Source organism: Vibrio sp. FF266, assembly GCF_041439695.1.
Taxonomy (GTDB): Bacteria; Pseudomonadota; Gammaproteobacteria; order Enterobacterales; family Vibrionaceae; genus Vibrio; species Vibrio tasmaniensis_A.
Map to the genome: position 1 here is coordinate 174,484 of NZ_JBGOOO010000001.1, position 18,417 is coordinate 192,900.

15 protein-coding genes are annotated in these 18,417 nt (G+C 45.1%); 3 read left to right on the top strand and 12 right to left on the bottom strand.

What is annotated here, in order from left to right:
- Positions 1 to 167 precede the first annotated feature (167 nt).
- The 10 genes from ACED59_RS00805 to xsc all read right to left on the bottom strand — a co-directional run bounded on the left by ACED59_RS00805 (position 168) and on the right by xsc (position 12,454).
- Positions 168 to 1,775 (bottom strand): BCCT family transporter, encoded by a 1,608-nt coding sequence (locus ACED59_RS00805; RefSeq protein ID WP_017097085.1) that lies wholly within the window; start codon positions 1,773 to 1,775, stop codon positions 168 to 170.
- Positions 1,776 to 2,261: 486 nt separating this feature from the next.
- Positions 2,262 to 2,834, bottom strand: a complete 573-nt coding sequence (locus ACED59_RS00810) for a malate synthase (RefSeq protein ID WP_017064292.1) — start codon at positions 2,832 to 2,834, stop codon at positions 2,262 to 2,264.
- Between the two features lie 235 nt (positions 2,835 to 3,069).
- Positions 3,070 to 3,990 (bottom strand): cache domain-containing protein, encoded by a 921-nt coding sequence (locus ACED59_RS00815; RefSeq protein WP_017097086.1) that lies wholly within the window; start codon positions 3,988 to 3,990, stop codon positions 3,070 to 3,072.
- Between the two features lie 11 nt (positions 3,991 to 4,001).
- Positions 4,002 to 5,342, bottom strand: a complete 1,341-nt coding sequence (locus ACED59_RS00820; RefSeq protein ID WP_371704851.1) for a TRAP transporter large permease — start codon at positions 5,340 to 5,342, stop codon at positions 4,002 to 4,004.
- 37 nt (positions 5,343 to 5,379) lie between these two features.
- Positions 5,380 to 5,922, bottom strand: coding sequence for a TRAP transporter small permease (locus ACED59_RS00825; protein ID WP_017097758.1), 543 nt, complete (start codon positions 5,920 to 5,922; stop codon positions 5,380 to 5,382).
- Positions 5,923 to 6,086: 164 nt separating this feature from the next.
- The gene (locus ACED59_RS00830; RefSeq protein ID WP_009845770.1) at positions 6,087 to 7,088 is read right to left on the bottom strand and encodes a TRAP transporter substrate-binding protein; all 1,002 of its coding nucleotides are present in this window, start codon (positions 7,086 to 7,088) and stop codon (positions 6,087 to 6,089) included.
- Positions 7,089 to 7,205: 117 nt separating this feature from the next.
- On the bottom strand, positions 7,206 to 8,672 hold the full coding sequence (locus ACED59_RS00835; RefSeq protein WP_017097759.1) for an FAD-binding oxidoreductase: 1,467 nt from the start codon (positions 8,670 to 8,672) through the stop codon (positions 7,206 to 7,208).
- Between the two features lie 48 nt (positions 8,673 to 8,720).
- Entirely contained in the window at positions 8,721 to 9,158 is a 438-nt protein-coding gene (locus tag ACED59_RS00840) for a nuclear transport factor 2 family protein (RefSeq protein ID WP_009845772.1), read from the bottom strand.
- A 264-nt stretch (positions 9,159 to 9,422) separates the two neighbouring features.
- Positions 9,423 to 10,238 carry an FRG domain-containing protein gene (locus ACED59_RS00845; protein WP_009845773.1) on the bottom strand — a complete coding sequence of 272 codons (816 nt, stop codon included), beginning with the start codon at positions 10,236 to 10,238 and terminating at the stop codon, positions 9,423 to 9,425.
- A 404-nt stretch (positions 10,239 to 10,642) separates the two neighbouring features.
- Positions 10,643 to 12,454 (bottom strand): sulfoacetaldehyde acetyltransferase, encoded by a 1,812-nt coding sequence (gene xsc / locus ACED59_RS00850; RefSeq protein WP_004731917.1) that lies wholly within the window; start codon positions 12,452 to 12,454, stop codon positions 10,643 to 10,645.
- A gap of 262 nt (positions 12,455 to 12,716) precedes the next feature.
- Here xsc and ACED59_RS00855 point away from each other — a divergent pair, with 262 nt between their 5' ends.
- The gene (locus ACED59_RS00855; RefSeq protein ID WP_017097760.1) at positions 12,717 to 13,700 is read left to right on the top strand and encodes an AAA family ATPase; all 984 of its coding nucleotides are present in this window, start codon (positions 12,717 to 12,719) and stop codon (positions 13,698 to 13,700) included.
- A gap of 3 nt (positions 13,701 to 13,703) precedes the next feature.
- Positions 13,704 to 15,422, top strand: coding sequence for a cobalamin biosynthesis protein CobT (locus ACED59_RS00860; protein WP_371704850.1), 1,719 nt, complete (start codon positions 13,704 to 13,706; stop codon positions 15,420 to 15,422).
- A gap of 84 nt (positions 15,423 to 15,506) precedes the next feature.
- On the opposite strand, the gene ACED59_RS00865 is transcribed toward ACED59_RS00860, so the two are convergent.
- Both ACED59_RS00865 and pta read right to left on the bottom strand, forming a co-directional pair.
- Positions 15,507 to 16,271 carry a TSUP family transporter gene (locus ACED59_RS00865; RefSeq protein ID WP_004731924.1) on the bottom strand — a complete coding sequence of 255 codons (765 nt, stop codon included), beginning with the start codon at positions 16,269 to 16,271 and terminating at the stop codon, positions 15,507 to 15,509.
- Between the two features lie 68 nt (positions 16,272 to 16,339).
- Positions 16,340 to 17,413 (bottom strand): phosphate acetyltransferase, encoded by a 1,074-nt coding sequence (gene pta, locus ACED59_RS00870; RefSeq protein WP_017097738.1) that lies wholly within the window; start codon positions 17,411 to 17,413, stop codon positions 16,340 to 16,342.
- Positions 17,414 to 17,566: 153 nt separating this feature from the next.
- On the opposite strand from pta, the gene ACED59_RS00875 reads away from it, so the two are divergent.
- Entirely contained in the window at positions 17,567 to 18,355 is a 789-nt protein-coding gene (locus tag ACED59_RS00875) for an IclR family transcriptional regulator (RefSeq protein ID WP_004731927.1), read from the top strand.
- Positions 18,356 to 18,417: the final 62 nt, after the last annotated feature.

The following is an 18,417-nucleotide window of genomic DNA, read 5'->3' on the forward strand; positions in this document are numbered from 1 at the left end:
AGCCACAAGTGACGATTCACTTGTGGCTCTTTTTTTTGTCTTTTCTACTTGTCTTTGATTTCTTCTTGGGCATAAAAAAGCTCCCTTGCACACAGTACAAGAGAGCTTTGAAATAACACTGAATAAGGAGTAATTAGCGAACTATATACTCCCCATATTCGATTACTTTATTTAGCGGTTTCGCTAACGTTTTCTTGTGCTTTATCTACTTCAGTCAGTAGACCTTTCAACAAGCTAAAACAGCCAATCAGAAGAATGATCGTAAACGGCAGTGCAGCAATGATCGTGATCGATTGCAGAGCTTGAATAGATTGAGTACCACCAATCCACAACATCACCATTGCGATAGCGCCTGAGATAACCGCCCAAACCACTTTCTGTTTCACTGGCACTTCTAGTTTACCACCCGCTGTCATGCCATCGATAACGATAGAGCCTGAGTCTAGCGTTGTAACGAAGAACACAATGATCAGTGCGACTGCGAGAACTGACAGAATGCTACCGAACGAGTAAGCATCTAGCATGTAGAACAAGCTTAGAGATACGTCTGTAATGCCTTGGTCGAGGCCAAGTTGTCCCACATGGTTAATTACTTGCTCGATAGCTACGCCACCGAAGATCGACATCCAAGCCGACGTTACCAATGTTGGGATAATCAGTACGCAAAGTAGGAACTCACGAACCGTACGGCCCTTAGAAATACGCGCTACGAACATACCGAAGAATGGTGCATACGCAACCCACCATGCCCAGTAGAACACAGTCCAGCCATGCAGCCATGTTGTGTCTTCACGACCCGCACTTTGGCTCAAAGCTACGATGTTTTTCACATAGCCCGTTGCCGCAGTCGCCACAGAATCAAGCACTGTCGTAAAGTTCAATACAGCGATAAGACCAAGGAATACGAACGCAATAACCATGTTCAGGTTACTTAGGAACTTAACACCACCGTCCATGCCACGCATAACAGAGATGATCGCCAAGCCCATAATCAAAACGATAATTGATTGCTGAAGGTAGATGTTGTTTTCCAAGCCAAATACGTGGCTAATACCACTTGCTGCTTGCGTACCACCTAGGCCTAATGAAGTCGCAAGGCCAAACAGGGTAACCAGTACCGTTAGTACGTCGATCACATCACCTGTTTTACCCCAAACTCGTTCACCCAGTATTGGGTAAAACACAGAACGCATTGATAGCGGTAAGCCTTTGTTGTAAACAAAGTACGCTAGACAAAGCGCCGTCATGCCATAGATAGCCCACGCATGAAAGCCCCAGTGGAATACGGTTGCACCTAATGCCAGTTCACGGCCTGCTTCTGTAAAAGGTTCCGCATCTAATGGTGTGCCGAACCAGTTAGTGAAGAACGCGGTTGGCTCAGCAACGCCCCAGAAAATAAGTCCGATACCCATACCGGCTGCGAATAACATCGCAATCCAAGATGACATCGAATAGTCCGCCGTCGCGTCTTCGCCACCTAGGCGAATCTTACCCAACGGTGAAAATGCTAGAACAACAGCAAACGCTAGCATGATGTTAGCTCCCCACATAAACAGGAAGTCAAACTTTGATAAAACAGCACCCTTAATAGAATCAATAGCAGCTTTAGCATCTGCTGGAGGAAGAGCAAGAAGAGTGATGATGAAGAGAAGAGATAAGCCTACTGAGGCTATGAAGACGGTATTGTGGACATCCATGCCCCATTTACTGACGTTATCTTGACCAACTTGATAGTCAGTAGAATCGATACTGTATTTTTTTGATTTAAAACTCATAAATTATGATGTTCACATATCCGAATCAACGAATATAAGGACGCTCTCCATATCCAATTACTACTTGATTGGCTCGCCGAACCGCCTAAATAAAAGGCAATAAAAATCACAATAGTTAGTGATAAATGGACTTACTGGCTCAATCCCAAGGCGCACATTATAGCACAGCTCAAAGCATTTTGACTGAGTTTTAGCTCAATAGTCACCCAAACCACCGTTGATAGTGATAGTTAACCCAATAAAAACAGAGTAAAATAAAAGAATAAAAACGTTCAAATACAACAATTTAAATTAAAATGACGAACCGTAAAATTACATCCAAACTTTTTGCAGATAATTTTAATAATCAGCCAATTTACTTATAGCTCTAATAAAAAAGCCCCGCTATAGGGGCGGGGAAAGTTACCAAAGGTAAAAGAGAAATCAGTGTTCAAATGTCAGTGCTGCGTCTCACAGATCAGCACTGCACATTTCAAAGACAGTACGTTAGATTGCGAAGCAAAAACCGAGGTTATAGTCTTCACCATTTTTCGCCGTGAACTCTTTGTCTTCACTTGATGCATTCGGGCGGCCACTTTCATCGCCTTTTACTAAGCTCACCCAGTGACGGATGCCAGAAGAACGGCTCGCCTCAGTTTGACCAAACGTGGTGCATGTCTCTAATTGGATATCTTGAATATCAACCAACTCCAGGCGGCCTGTGCCTTTACGAGCGCCGATTGTCACTTCAACGTGCGTACCGCTTTCATCACGGAATAGGATTGCTGAAGGCTTAGATTTATCACCTGTGTAAGCCACAAAGTGTTTAGCGCGTTTCAGTCCAGTATGTTCGCCATTCTTGAAGTAAACCTGAACGTGTCGGTAATCGATCTCGTAGCTCACTACATCTTCATGTGAACCCGTCTCTAGAGGAAATAGAGTATCAAGCAACTGTTTCGCCATTTTTTGTTTTTCGAGTTGCTTGTCTGCTTTCACCATTTCTACGGCAAAGACAGCTTCAGCAATAAATGTTGAATGGTTTCTGTGAAGTTCTGTTTTGTCTAGTGTCAGCATATTCATAATCTTTCCCTCTTACGGCTTTGAATTTCATGTAGGTCAAAAATCCTGATTGACCCTTTTCAAATGTGTTCTTTACTGTGTGGCTTCCATGTATTTCATACTACTTGTATTTTTTAAACAATTTCACAACAAAAATTTCACAGTGTGAATTTTACTAAATTGATTTTTTACACAAACCGGAATTTCCGCCCCTAGCCCTTTATCTAATTGGGCTGAGAGCTCATTAGACACACTTTTACGTGTTGTTTGAATTTGTGTAATAACCAACACCAACCAGCTTATTGTCGATCACTCGATAGTAAGTGTGCTTGGTTTCCACTTTGCTCGACAACGGGTTTAACCATTGATAGGTATAAACGCCTCGGCCATTTTCTTTGGCTAGGTTTAACATCTCAGTGAGAATCGGCTTATCGTCAGGGCTTAGAATTTCGTTGTGTGAACGCCCAACAAGCTCAGGAGACACGCCATGCGCGAGCAGTTTTCCAGAGCTCATATCCATCACAAACACATATAAGTCTCCTTCTACAAAACTTCCTTCGGCGTCATTGAACTCCGTTAAACTCTCTTGTTCTGACTCCACTATCGCGGTCATGGCTCTCGCCAATAAATTCTTAGCCTCAGCAGCACTGGAACGTTCTGGGTAATAACCCACAGCGACAATCACATCGCCGACACGCTCAAAGAAAGTCGTTTTCGGCTCACCCATGCGATCGGTTGGGTTGGTCCAGTGATACTTCACTTCACCAAAACCCTTGTGTACCGCTTTGGTAATCATTTCACGGAAAAAAGGATTGCCGTAAACGTCTTGGGTATCCAACACACTGTCGCCCACCAGCACCATAGAAGATCCGCCACTGGCAAGGAATTGGCCATCAATACCAAGAGCAAACACATAGAGCTCACCGTCTATATATTCGGCATCACTCATGAAGTCTTTCACGCTGTCGTCACCTTCTTTTTGAACGTGCACCACCGCTTTCGCCAACAAGGTTTTAGCTCTTCTTTCAGCGTCACTGACCACATGTGGCTCAGAGATATCGAGCACATTGACTGGCTTTATCTCTTTCTCGACTTCTGAATGCTCTGCACGTAATCCAATGCCGCTGACCACAGCAAACAAGGCGCAACTTATAAGGATTATTCTGGATAGATTCATCGTTGTGTCTCCTAATAGCCGACTAAGGACGGTAGCCAAAGCGTGATTTGTGGGAAGAAAGCGATAACGAAAACGCCTACGACAGATGCAAGTACAAAGGGATGGATCTTCGCGGTGATCTGCTCGACCGTAGAGCCACCGATCCCCGAGGCGACAAAGATATTTTCACCGAGCGGTGGTGTAGCAAAACCTATCGAGAGCGTACACACCACCACGATACCAACGTGGGTAGGATCGGCGCCCAGCATGTACATGATTGGCAACAGCACTGGCACAATGATCATGATCGCCGCCAAGGTTTCCATGAACATGCCGATGAACAGCAGCAAAGTGATCGTTAACGCCCACACCATGTACATGTTGTCGGTAAAGCTGAGTAGGGACTCGGCAACCACTACTGGGATTTTTTGCTCAATCAACAAACGTCCGAACACGGTGGCAGCAAAAAGGATTAACAATACACGCCCAGTGATCCATGTGGTGGTCGACAAAGATTTCATCACGCTTTTGAACGATAATTCTCGGTGAATAAACATACCCACAAATAGCGAATAAAAAATCGCCACAACCGCAGACTCTGTTGGTGTGAACATACCGCTGTAGATACCACCAAGAATCAGGAATGGCGCTAATATCGACCATAAACCGCGACGCAAGTAATGCCTTACATCACCAAACGACCATGTTTCGGTTAGCCCTTTATAGCCTTCACGCTTAGCAATGAAATAGTTAGTGACCACTAGCGTCGACGCCATAATGAAACCCGGCACAACCCCAGCAACAAACAGTTTTGGAATAGACAAAGAAGCAAACTGCCCATGCTGAGCAATGGCTTCTGGCGGTGCCATTAAGCCCATCGCAGAAATGCCGAAAATAACCAAAGGAATGGATGGCGGAATGATGATGCCCAAGCCACCTGATGCGGCCGTTACTGCCGATGCGTAGCTCTTATCGTAGTCTCGCTTAACCATCGCGGGCACCATTAACATACCCACCGCGGCGGTTGTTGCAGGGCTTGAACCCGAGATAGCGCCAAAGAAAAGACACGCCATTACCGTTGCCGCGCCAAGGCCACCCGTTACGGGCCCGGCCAAGCTTTCGGCGATATCCACCAGACGTTTGGAGATCCCCGCCGCCTCCATTAGTGCGCCAGCAAGAACAAAGGCTGGCAGCGCCATTAATGGGAAGTTACCCACCGAAGTAAACGCAATTTGTACCAAAGCGATGGGATTTTTGTCGAGCAACATATAGGCCGCCATTGAAGCGCCGGCCAGTGATACTGTGATTGGTGCACCCAGAATTAACAGGGTTAAGAAGCCACCAAATAAAATTAGAGTTAAATAGGATTCCATTATTACATCTCTCTATTACGACTATTCTCTGTGATGACTACTGCGCTGACTTTTGTGCCGTCATTTTTCGCAGCTCTTTGACTTCTGGATCTTCGTTGGTTGCGCCTTTGAATAAACGCTCGTAGTTGTTCCAGATAATTCGAATCATCATTAGGGAAAACGCGATAGGTAAAATCATGTAGAAATACTTCATCGGGATGCCTGTGGTTTGAGATTTCCAAAACAGGTTCATTTTGTTAAACACGAAGTCGTAACTGAGGTAAACAAAGTAACCGTTGAAGCAGAGCCATAAGAAGTCAGCGATGGTTTCGCTAACGGTTTGTACGATTGGCGGAAAGAATTTGAAGTGAAAGCTCACTCGGTTATGAGCCGACATTTTGGCCGCTACAACAGCTCCCAAGTAAGCAAACCAAACGAACATGTAAGTGGCCACTTCATCACCCCAAGGTATGGAGTAATCAAAGAACTGACGAGTAATGATTTGTGTGAATAGCAATAGGACAAAGCTTGCGAGCAGCAGACAACAGGTATATTCCTCAATGTTGTTAAGGTGCTTTTTTATTGTTTTAGCGACTGACATATAACCTCCAATGTTGATTTCTACATGACAACCAGTCGCTCACGGTCCTAAAAAGATCAGGTACAGAACAGATCAACGAGTAAAGCCATGTAAATGCCCTATCTCACTGTTCTATCGCTAGGTGATTAAGTAGCGGAGAACAGCAGATAGGGCGTATCTAATTGTTACTTTCTACCTAGTAACTCAAGAACGTCGTCTAGCTTGTCTTTGCCTCCAATGCTTGAATAGAACTTAGGCCAAACTGACTTAGTGACTTTGCTGATCCACTCTTGCTCGTTGTCTGCTGGGTCAGTGAAGACCATGCCTTTTGCTTGCAGTTCTTCACGGATCTTGTTTTCAGTATTTTCTAAGTATGCAAAGCTGTGCTCTGTCGCTTCCTGACCCGCTTCAAGAATGATCTTTTGCATTTCAGGCGTTTGTTGTTGGAAGACAGTTTCACTGACGATTAGCGGCTCAAGAGAGAAGATGTAGCGAAGGTTTGTGACGTACTTTTGTACTTCATTGAACTTCATCGCATGCACAGTGATGTATGGGTTGTCTTGACCATCAACCACGCCTTGCTGTAGGCCAGTAAATGTTTCTGACCATGCCATTGGTGTTGGGTTTACGCCCCATGCTTGGTAAGAAGCAATCATGATTTCGTTACGAGGAACACGAATCACTAGTCCTTTTAGATCCTCTGGTGAAGCCACTGACTTTTTAGAGTTAGTCAGAACTCTAAAACCAGAATAAGCCCAACCAACGATACGAACGCCTGCATCACGAATGGTGTTATCGACAAGGTCTTGACCCACTTGGCCTTGAGTTAATAGCACCGCTTCTTCTGCACTTTGAATAACATAAGGCATGGTCAATAGACCAACCGTTGGAGAGAAAGGCGTCACGTTGTTGATCGCCAATACAGAGAAGTCGAGAAGACCGATTGCCGCGTCGTTCACGGTGTCTTGCTCATTACCCAATTGACCATTCGGGAACAGGTCGATTTTGACTTTACCGTCTGTTTTTTGCTCCATCAATTCAGAAAATGATGTCGCTAATTCCCACTGCGTACCACCAGCAGCATCGCCGATAGCCATTTTAAAATTTGCTGCTGCCGCGGTATGAGATAGCATCGCTGTTGCTACAATTGTGACGCCAGCAATAATTTTATTTTTAATCAATTTCATAGTCTTAACCTTTCATATCATACAGACGTCCTGCCTGTACTTTGCTCACAAGGTGACCTGGTACAACTTTCCTGGTCGTAGTTCTATTTCCCTATTTTGGAAACAATGTTCGAGTAGTTAAAGCACTTCATCCTTTAACGAATACCACTGATAAAGGAACTGTTGCCCTACTCTTCGAAATGGTGCAAACATCTCAGATTCCACCACTTCCCTCACGTTGGGGAACGGAAGTTTTGATTCAAATATTGGCAAGTCAAGCTTATGACCTTCACCTGCGATCCACTGGGCAAGGCGCTTGCCTGCTTGAGCGGAGTACATCACACCATTGCCGCCATACCCTAGTGCGTAGAATATGGATTGCTTTGGATTCGGCTGATAGATTCTTGGCATCATGTCGTGGCTAACATCCACCCAACCCCACCATGAATAATCGATTTTGATCTGATCGAGAGAAGGGAATTTTCGGGTTAAATCCGCTCTCAACATATCTTCGTATTTCTTTTCAGGTGCATTCTTGCCACTGATGGCACTGCGTGTACCAATTTGCACTCGGTTATCCGGTAACAAACGGTAGTAATGACGCAGAATTCTGGTATCAGTAATCACCTGATTGGTTTTAAAGTTACACGCGGCGATTTCGTCTTGAGTTAACGGACGCGTCACCATCGAGTTAGAAAGTACGGGGAATAGGCGATTCTTAAGCTCTGAATGCAAACCTTGGCTTGTGTATCCGCCGGTACAAACACCGACAGAACGAGCCTTAACCACACCACCTGGCGTTTTCAGGTAATGCACACCGTTACGTGTTTCCCAACCCATCACAGGGCTTGCTGGGTGAACTTTTACACCGAGTGCTCTCGCCTTTCTTAGATAACCAAACGCCAGTTTCCCAGCATGGATACCAATACCTTCTGGCTCATGCATTGCGCCTGCCGCTTCTTGATCACCAACGTAATCACGTTTTACGGTTTCCGCATCTAAGATCTGCGCATCGTAATCGAACGTGTCACGCAGCAACTTGGCTTCTTTCTCGAGTGTTGCCATCACTTTTGGACGGTGAGCAACGTATAAGTGGCCACCCGGCTGCGGGTCACAATCAATGTCTTTGATTAGAGATTTAAATGTGTTCATGCCATCGACGCATTCGCGGTGCATTTTTAGCGCGGTTTCGAGTCCCCAGCGTTCAATCCACTGAGAACGCTTCAAACGTCCTGACGCACACTGAGCCTGACCACCATTTCGGGTACTGCAGCCCCAACTCATACGGTTAGCTTCAATCACAGTCGCTTTAATGCCGTACATTTCAGCAAGGTGTATCGCGGTACTTAGGCCTGTGTAGCCTGAACCGATTATCGCCACATCGACATCCATATCCGATGTAATTGGGCCATCATCTTCAGGTGGTGCACCTGCGGTATCTACCCAATAAGTCGGGGCGTATTCCTTACCGTGACCGGGGCTCTTGTCTTTAAGTGGATCGTATTTTGGATCGTATTTATCTTGTGCTTGGGTGCTTTCTTTTGCTTGGGTGCTTGTCACCTTTGGCGGCACATCGGCTGCCGGTTGTTCCATTACTAAACTCATAATTCGACTCTCCTAGTCATAACACGTGAACGGGGTGCGATTTCGTGTCTAGCTCTTGGGAGTATTGCTGGGAGTCAAAAGAGGTCGTGTTTTACGGAAGGCATTTTTTACGCTGATTTTTCCCTCTTTCAGGGTAAACACATCAACCATACGAGCTTCGATGACAGTGCCATCAGGGTTAGTTGCAGAGAACGTTGATTCACTCACTGCGCGGTCACCACACACAAAGTGGACAGGGTCGCTCCAGGCTGCATCTGGAAAGTTCTGCCAAACCAATTCAAAGCTATTGCGAACGGCTTCGTACCCTTCGATAGTGTTTCCAAGTTCGCCTTCTCCTGCCACGGTGTGGAAGACACAGTCTTCGGTCATAAACGACATTAGCGCTTCAATATCATGGTTATTCCATGCATCACTAAAAGACTGTAAAAAGGCGGTGTCGACTTGGTTTTCCAGCACGAATGTCGCTGCATTGGTTTGCATATTCATATTCCAGAATCCTTTATGTTTTCGTTATTGGTTTAAATTTCAGTAGCTTTGCGCCACTTTTTTATTAGAGTGTTTAAACTAGATCTGTGAAATTTAACAACTTGATAACAAGCTTCGCCACTCTAACTTCGAGTTACTTTATAAACAATCTTTAAGCTCACAGATTTCATCTTTTTATAAATTAATTAGTGTTCTAATTTTATTTACACAGTCACTCACTAGATTTATACGAGGTCTAAATAAAATAATTATAAATATTAGACTTTAGTCGAAGTCAAAATCTTGATGGTACTTTCTGCCATACTGTTCAAGCTGGCGATCATGAGTATTAACTTGTAATTCGATATTACCCTCACCTTTATTAATTGCTTGATTGTTATCTACATGGGCTTCATTTTTCAAATCAGCCAGTTTCTCTTCAATATATTCTGTCGGTTCATTTAAAACATTCATGGAGGTTAATTCCTTTATCAGGTTTACTTTCGCTGATGGAAGAATATGAACGGACACTAGACCGTTTGAATATTCTTTCTCATCGTACAAAGGCTGAATGGCATCATTGCCACCTTCCTTAAATGGGTGAATGGAATACCACTTGTCCTTGCGTGGCTCTTGCTGATCACAATCAGCCACATTGAATATCTGAGTCTTATTGAAGTCACAGGGTGAGTTAAAAACACTAACCTTATGATAATCAATGGCTTTAATAATATTGATACAGTCTTTGCTTTGGCTATGACACACAGACCACAACGCATTTACCAGGTTATCTGTCCACTCAAGTAAACGGGTTGGAAACCCCTGTTTCTTGGCTAAACACATCAATAACCAATCGTTTATCTCGTGTGCATTCAACGAATGCCCGCCATAAATTCTCACGGTCGAGAGAAGCTCTTGTTCGACACGGCGAATATTCTTTCGATTTGAGCGACCTAAGCTTGGCATCAGGTTATTATTTTCATAATCACACACGTTATAAATTAAACCACGATGTCCACTACACTCAGCAATTAGCGAATCGATTATTTCATACAGTTCTTCTATTGAACTTATATAACGTTTATTTTTAACAACATGCATACTACGATTCACTTAATTTAAATCCGGAAAAATCCAAATATCAACAACCCTATCAATCGATGATAAAAACCAACCAATAATAACGATTGATCAATAGTCAACGAGTGTCGTTATTGTATTTTTCTAAAATGATAATAGGTATATATATTCATAAACAAGTATCAGTAATAGAACCATTCGCTAAGGCGCTATGAGTTAATGGTCGATTAATAATAGCGAGTAACAAAGTTTATATAGCTAGAACCACCTATGTACCGACGGAACATTTAATTAGTGTTCTAATGTTTAAGTAGAAATTATTGAACTAAGCGTTTACGTTCTTCACTTAAGCACTTTGCCAATACCCGTTAATATTGCCCGACCACGCTCTTTATAATGCGGTGGCCGGACAAACTTCCTATGACTTATACGTAATCTTTGTATTTATCTAGGAAACGAACCGGTGTTGATAGTGCATCTCGGCGGAACGGGTCGCCCAATTCCTGAGTACACATGATTTCAATGATGGTTGTTTTGCCTTCGTTCATCTGCATGTCGATGGCTTTTTGCAAGGTTGGACCTACATCTTCTAGCTTATCAACCGTGATACCTTCAGCACCCATTGCTCGTGCAATCTCTGCAAAGCTTTGGTTTTCAAGTTCACCGGCAACAAAGCGTCGGTTGTAGAAGTCGACTTGGTTCTTCTTCTCTGCACCCCATTGACGGTTGTGGAATACCACAGCTGTCACTGGAATGTTATGGCGAACACATGTCATGGTTTCCATCAGGCTCATGCCCCACGCACCGTCGCCTGCATATGAAATAGCGGGACGATGAGGTGCCGCAGCTTTCGCACCAATGATGGTCGGGAATGCGTAACCACAGTTACCGAAACTCATTGCAGCAAAGAAGCTGCGTGGTTTTTCAAAGCGTAAGTAGCTGTTTGCCACTGAGTTGATGTTACCGATATCCGTCGAGACCATAACGTCTTCAGGCATCGCTTTTTCTAGCTCACGCAGTACTTGGCGTGGGTGTAGGTATTCACCACCAGAGAACGGAGTCTCGTGTGAGTTTTCCTCAATCATATCTAAGCTGAACGAGTCACGTTCGTGTGTCCACTCATCAAGCTCTTTTTCCCAAAGTGCTTTTTCTGTAGCGACGGTATCTTGGCGAGCGCCTTTGTTGTCATCACACAACAGTGCACGACCTTCCAACCTTTCAGATAGAGCAACCGCTGCTGCTTTTGCATCACCACAGATACCAACCGAAATCTTCTTAACCAGACCAAGCATCTTGTTGTCTGCATCAATCTGAATGATTTTCGCGTTCTTCGGCCAGTAGTCCATGCCATGTTGAGGCAAGGTACCAAATGGACCAAGACGTGTACCCAAAGCGATAACCACATCCGCTTGAGCCATCAATTTCATTGCTGCTTTCGAACCTTGGTAGCCTAAAGGACCACACCATAATGGGTGACTCGCAGGGAAAGAGTCATTGTGTAGGTAGCTGTTCACTACAGGTGCACCTAGTCTTTCTGCTAATGCCGCACACTCTTGAACTGCATCAGCCATTACCACACCGCCACCGGAAATGATGACTGGGAATTTCGCTTCAGCTATCAAGTCTGCTGCTTCATTCAGAGATTTCTCACCACCAGGACCACGGTCTAAACGCGCTGGTTTAGGGATTTCAGTTTGAGTTTCACCGTAGAAGTAGTCACGAGGAATATTTAGCTGAGTTGGACCCATTTCGCTCATCGCACGGTCGAAGCATCGGCCTGTGTATTCCGCCATACGATCTGGGTGCGTTACGTGTCCTTGATACTTAGTGAACTCTTGGAACATTGGAAGCTGGTTACATTCTTGGAAACCACCTAAGCCCATTGTTTTAGTGCCTGTCTCTGGCGTCACAATTACGACCGGGCTATGTGCCCAGAACGCAGCTGCAATTGCTGTTACACAGTTACTGATACCCGGGCCATTTTGCCCGATGACTACACCGTGGCGACCCGATACACGGGAGTAACCATCTGCCATGTGGGCAGCGCCTTGCTCGTGTACTACTGGGACCAATCGAATGCCAGCAGGAGCAAAGATATCCATTGCGTCCATAAATGCCGACCCCATGATGCCGAACATATCGGTAACATCATTAGCAACCATAGTTTCAACGAACGCTTCTGATGGTGTCATTGTTACTGTGCCGGAAACAACCGTACGTTTTTCTTGCTCGCTCATTCTTCCATTCTCCTTGAGTTAACCAAAATTTCATTTTTCGGAATGAATTGTCTCTTTTTCGAATTCATTTTCACCTTAGTAGTAGAATTTTTGCGCGTCAACTTTTTATATTAAATTGGAACAATTCATTCTAATTAATAAAACCGGATCACATTATTGGTAGTTTTTCGTACAAAAAGTGCCGTTAACTTAACTGGAGCTGTTAATAATCGATGACATATCGCGATAGCAGCGACAAGTGATGAGCTATATAGAGGGAAATATGATGAAAGAGGCGGAATTGGTACCAACGCAGCCGGTAAGCGTGAGAGAACGCTTTGGCATCGACAGTAACCTAACGGTGATGGCATTTGAACATCCGGGTGAATATGTGCCGAGAGTCGATCCTAATTACTGTTTTGACCCCGAAGTGACGCTGGCTATATTGGCAGGGTTCACCTCCAATCGTCGCACATTGATACAAGGCACGCACGGAACGGGCAAGTCTTCTCACATTGAGCAAATTGCCGCGAGATTGAATTGGCCGTGTTTGAGGATCAACCTAGACGGACACCTGAGTCGATTGGATTTCATAGGTAAAGACAGCATCGTCATTAAAGACGGAATGCAGGTAACAGAGTTTAAAGAAGGCATTCTTCCTCAGAGCATTCAACAACCCATCGCACTGGTGTTAGATGAGTACGACGCTGGTCGTCCTGACGTGATGTTTGTGATTCAACAACTATTAGAGCAAGACGGGAAATACACCTCTTTAGAACAAAACCGAGTGATCACACCTCACCCTTCTTTTCGCCTGTTTGCTACCTGCAACACGCTTGGCTTGGGTAACTTTTCAGGTTTGTATTCGGGTACTCAAGTGCTTAACCACAGTCAATTAGATAGATGGAACATCATCGCTACGCTCAACTATTTAGACCCACAACATGAAACCAAGATCGTGTTATCCAAGCTTTCAAATCTGAATAATGAAAGTGGCCAGCAGTTAGTAGAGAAAATGATCGCGACCGCAGGATTAACGCGTAACGGGTTTCGGGCTGGCGACCTTTCGACTGTGATGTCTCCGCGAACAGTGCTCACTTGGGCTGAAAACATCCAAATATTCGACGATGTAGCGACGGCATTTAGGCTTTCATTCTTAAATCGCTGCGAAGACGAAGAGAAAGAACTGGTTAGCGAATACTATTTCCGTTGCTTTGGTGAAGCCTTGGAAGCGCATACTCAAAACTATTCGCACTCGGAGTCATAAACCATGGCCAATGTTTCTTCTCAGCAGAAAAAGATCCTCGATATTGGTGTGTCTGTCGCCAGAGCAATCAGTGGTGAACTCGATCTGAACTATCGGGGAGAACGACTCTATAAAGGCAATAGCCCCTGTTATTACCAGTCTGCTCACACCAACGATCTCACCTTTGTGTCTCGTCATGAGTTAACAAACAGCAAGCTCTCAATGCAAGGCAAGATCGATTCATCAGCGCTGCGACTGCTGCTTTCCGACGCTGAACTTCACTACTCACTGAGACCGAAAAACGAAGTCGAACGTCTGTTATATGATTTCTGCGAACAAGTGCGAATAGAATCTCAAGTCCCGCCTTATCTAAAAGGCGTGACCACCAGTATTCAATTCAACTTTGCGTATTGGAGCGACCAATATCATCAAAATGGCTTTACCGAATCACGAATAGGCATGTTGCTGTTTACTCTGATGCAAGTGATTCACACCCGCTTAACTGGCGTTCCGGTGTCTGAGCCTATCGCTGAGACCATTGAATCGATTCGCGCCGGCATCGTGCCTAATTTTGGGCATAGCCTGAAGCGCTTAAAACAACATAGAACCGACCAACAACAGTTTGCACACTGCGCCAATGAGCTTGCGTCTCTAGCACAAGAGCTCATTAACCAAGAGCAAGAGAGTAATAACTCGCCGACACCAACGGTTGAGGAAGACATCAAGATCCTAGCGCAGCTTGCCCTTATCGTTGATGGTGACATTCAAGATCAAGACGTCGATACCGACATCACAGGCAGTAGCAAGGTATTCGAGTTGTCGGGCGCCAATTATCAGGTCTTCAATTCAGAATTTGATCAAGTCATCTCAGCAGACAAACTCGTCAGGCGCGCCCTATTACTCGAACTGAGACAAAAGCTCACCGATGACATCATGGCGAGACAAGTCAATACTCGCCGTTTAGCCGCTATACTTACTAGCTTTGTTGCCACACCACAGAGGAACCGACGTCAGGACCATTTAGAAGAAGGCATTGTTAACGCCCCCACCATCACCAAGCTCATCACGTCGCCATTGGATCGCACTGTCTTTTATCAACCTGATATCGGTGCATCTCATCAATGTGCTATCACGTTTTTGATGGACTGCTCAGGCTCAATGCAAAAGCACAGTCACAAGCTAAGTCTGCTGATGGACACCATTCTCAAATCCGTAGGATTGGCTGATATCCCATTTGAGATCATTGGCTTCACTACCAACAACTGGAACGGTGGCAAGGTTTATCGGCAGTGGCTTAAACAAGGCCAACCAAAACACCCAGGCCGCTTGAACGAAGTTCGGCACATCGTGTTTAAGGGTTTTGATACGCATTGGAGACGATCTCGCCTTGGCATTGCGAGTCTTCGTAAAGCAGACGTCTTTAAAGAGGGGATTGATGGCGAAGCGGTGCAGTTCGCTAGCCAGCGGTTGCAACAGCACACTGCTCAAAGAAAGGTTTTGATCGTGTTCTCAGACGGCTGCCCAATGGATACCGCCACCAGCACTGCCAACGATCAGTTCTATTTGGATAACCACCTCAAACAAGTCATTGAACGTGAGTCGACCAAAAACGGAATTGAGATTCATGGCGTGGGGATGGGAGTGGATTTGAGCCCGTACTACCGCAACAACATTACCTTGGACGTACAAGAGAGCTGCTTGTTCGGGCTATGTAGGAACATCTTTGAGATGCTAAAGCGCTGACGTGTCAGTGAGGAGGGTGTCGTCAAGCATTAAACGAGAATCAAGCCCTCCTCCTTCAAAGATAATTTTGATAAAGAAAACGTTCTAAGCCAAAAACAACGACCATGCAGAGACCGCCATCAAGTACCCACCAATCAACATCAACACAATAAACACCAGCTTTCTGAGTTGATCATTGGACAACGGTGGTGGGAAACGTCGAGCAAACATCGTGACAAGCGCCACCAAGGGAACAGCAATAGCAGATAGCCACAGTATGCTCTGTTCCATGTCGCCTGCAGCGTAGACATTGACCGTACGTGACATCGACGTACAAGCGAACACCATCAGCAGTGTGCTTCGCACCAGATCGAGAGAAAAAGGTTGCCGATAGAGATGATAAACAATCGGTGGACCTGCCATCCCAAATAACCCACCCGCGAGCCCAGAACTAAAACCAGATAACAAGAAAGTTACCGTTGCCGAACGGTCCTTTCTGGTTTTAGGTTTGAACATAAAACTCAAACCTGCGAATAGCACCATCGCACCCAATAGTCCTCGGAGAATATGCGTTGCCGAATCGCTTAACTCGTCCAGCAAGTACACCCCCATCGAAACGCCGGGAATAATACCGATGACCAACACCACCAGAATCTTGAGTTCCCCAAGCAGTGGCTTACCCATCAATGCGACCAAGCAATTGAACAAGGTCACAATACTGACCACAGCGGCTATAACGGGTAAGGAAACCAGATTAAGGCTAACCGTTAAACCAATCACGATGATACCGAGGCCAAATCCGGTGACAGTTTGAAAATAGGTACCCACCGCGATGGTGGCAAGAATAGCGAGTAAAACAGGTAACTCCATCAGCAGTCCTAGTTAGGTTGTTTTTGGGGGTTGATTTGAATGTGAGTATCAGCTTCAGGAGCTAGATTTTAGTATCTAAAATCAAATGTCGATTCATCTCTTTTTTCAGAATCAGCCGCCACGTCAGTCTTTGAATTTGCTGTTTTTCCTTGCTGTGCTTGTACCGCGGTCACCGCGATCACATTAAAGATGTCTTGTGCGTTACACCCTCTTGATAAGTCATTCGCAGGTTGATTCAACCCTTGTAATAGTGGACCAATCGCAACTGCCCCACCTAACCTTTCCGCAAGCTTATAACCAATATTACCGGCTTCTAAATTGGGAAATATCAACACGTTCGATTGACCTTTCACCTCTGAATCTGGCAGCTTTTTCGCGGCAATCTCAGTCACAATCGCGGCATCGAGTTGAACATCCTGATCGACGGCGATTCCGGGACAACGTTGTTTCACTAACTGAGCCGCGTTACGAACCTTATCGACCGATTCATGCTTGGCACTACCGTTGGTCGAAAACGACAGCATTGCGACTTTAGGTTCTTCCATCAGTAGCGTTTGAGCACTGTTTGATGCGGCCACTGCAATCGATGCTAGCTCGGTTTCATTAGGGTTAATCACCAACCCACAGTCACTGAAAATCATGCCGCCTTTAAGATTATGGAAAGGCTCACACAACATCATCAGAAAAAAACTGGACACCAATTCACTGTCTGGCGCGGGGCCGATAATCTGAAGCGCAGCTCGCACCACATCAGACGTGGTATAAACCGCACCATTAACTGTGCCATCCACCAGCCCCTCTCTGACCATCAAATTGGCAAAAACGAGTGAGTCTAGAACCAGCTCTAGCGCATCATCGTAAGTCATACCTTTCGCTTTTCTTAATGTATACAACCGCTCAGCGAGGACTTCTTTGAGTGATGACGCTTGTGGGGAAACAATGTGAATGCCTACAAGATCAATGTGATGTAATTCTGCAGCAGCGATGATCGCTGGTTCATCCCCTACTAGGGTGATGTGAGCGAGCTGTTTGTCTATCGCCATTCTTGCGGCTGCTAGTACTCGCGGGTCCTCAGCTTCACTCAAAACCACTCGCTTACGATCTAAGTGAGCCTTATCAATAATCCGTTCAATCGCCTTCATCTTAAATTCCATTTATTGAGATTAATTGTTCCATAATTTATATTTATATTATTGGAATAGTAAAAAAGATCAAATTTTATTCAGATAATTGAAGAATAATGGTTTGGTATGTACACTCTTAGGCATAGACATATCGCAAGGATGGATCATTATATGCAAACAGAAACACCACCAGTTCAAGGGGATACACCGACTCTCCGACTTTTTGCACTATTAGAGGTGATAGCGCAAAAAGACGAGTTTATTTCTCTTCAAGGATTAGTCGAAGAAACTGGACTGCCAAAACCTACGCTGCACCGAATGCTTCAGCAGTTAGAAGCGGCAGGCATCATTCAAAGAGACGGCGATGAGAAGCACTACAGCTCAGGTATTCGACTCAGAAAGCTTGCCGAAAACCTATTGTTGAATAGCACCATGCACAGTGCCCGACGCACTATTCTTGAAAACCTGAGAGCAGAAGTTGGCGAAAGCTGTAACCTAACGGCGCTATCAAGTGGCGAGATCATCTATCTTGATCGTGCAGAAACTGAAGCACCCCTTCGTTTTCATCTACACCCAGGTTCTCGCGTCCCAGTACATTGCTCAGCAAGCGGAAAACTGTTTTTGGCGCACATGTCTAAGTCACAGCGCAGACGATTAATTGAAAATGTGCCACTGACTCAGTACACAGTGAACACTATTACAGACTATTCGATGTTAGAGAAAGACATCGAAGAAGCGAAAATCCAAGGCTTTGCGATTGATGACGAAGAGTTTTTGCCGGGCTTAGTCTGTATCGCGGTACTGATCCCGTCATCTACGGGTCAATCAAACCTCGGCCTAGCGATACAAGCGCCTGTAATTCGAGTCAAACCTGATGAAGCGATCAAGTACCTACCCGCTCTTCAAAAAGCAGCAAAAGCGCTCGCTAAGATAGAGTCTGATAATTGGAGTCAACAATAGGTCATTTTCTTAGACCGCTTCGAGTGGCTATCGCTTCGAAAGCAACAACTTAAGCACGGACG

Excerpts from the sequence above, each read along its gene's own strand:
- ACED59_RS00830 (WP_009845770.1), bottom strand. The coding sequence starts at position 7,088 with ATGAAATTGATTAAAAATAAAATTATTGCTGGCGTCACAATTGTAGCA.
- ACED59_RS00815 (WP_017097086.1), bottom strand. The coding sequence starts at position 3,990 with ATGAATCTATCCAGAATAATCCTTATAAGTTGCGCCTTGTTTGCTGTG.
- ACED59_RS00805 (WP_017097085.1), bottom strand. The coding sequence starts at position 1,775 with ATGAGTTTTAAATCAAAAAAATACAGTATCGATTCTACTGACTATCAA.
- ACED59_RS00820 (WP_371704851.1), bottom strand. The coding sequence starts at position 5,342 with ATGGAATCCTATTTAACTCTAATTTTATTTGGTGGCTTCTTAACCCTG.
- ACED59_RS00840 (WP_009845772.1), bottom strand. The coding sequence starts at position 9,158 with ATGAATATGCAAACCAATGCAGCGACATTCGTGCTGGAAAACCAAGTC.
- ACED59_RS00845 (WP_009845773.1), bottom strand. The coding sequence starts at position 10,238 with ATGCATGTTGTTAAAAATAAACGTTATATAAGTTCAATAGAAGAACTG.
- ACED59_RS00855 (WP_017097760.1), top strand. The coding sequence starts at position 12,717 with ATGATGAAAGAGGCGGAATTGGTACCAACGCAGCCGGTAAGCGTGAGA.
- xsc (WP_004731917.1), bottom strand. The coding sequence starts at position 12,454 with ATGAGCGAGCAAGAAAAACGTACGGTTGTTTCCGGCACAGTAACAATG.
- ACED59_RS00875 (WP_004731927.1), top strand. The coding sequence starts at position 17,567 with ATGCAAACAGAAACACCACCAGTTCAAGGGGATACACCGACTCTCCGA.
- ACED59_RS00860 (WP_371704850.1), top strand. The coding sequence starts at position 13,704 with ATGGCCAATGTTTCTTCTCAGCAGAAAAAGATCCTCGATATTGGTGTG.
- ACED59_RS00865 (WP_004731924.1), bottom strand. The coding sequence starts at position 16,271 with ATGGAGTTACCTGTTTTACTCGCTATTCTTGCCACCATCGCGGTGGGT.
- ACED59_RS00835 (WP_017097759.1), bottom strand. The coding sequence starts at position 8,672 with ATGAGTTTAGTAATGGAACAACCGGCAGCCGATGTGCCGCCAAAGGTG.
- pta (WP_017097738.1), bottom strand. The coding sequence starts at position 17,413 with ATGAAGGCGATTGAACGGATTATTGATAAGGCTCACTTAGATCGTAAG.
- ACED59_RS00810 (WP_017064292.1), bottom strand. The coding sequence starts at position 2,834 with ATGAATATGCTGACACTAGACAAAACAGAACTTCACAGAAACCATTCA.
- ACED59_RS00825 (WP_017097758.1), bottom strand. The coding sequence starts at position 5,922 with ATGTCAGTCGCTAAAACAATAAAAAAGCACCTTAACAACATTGAGGAA.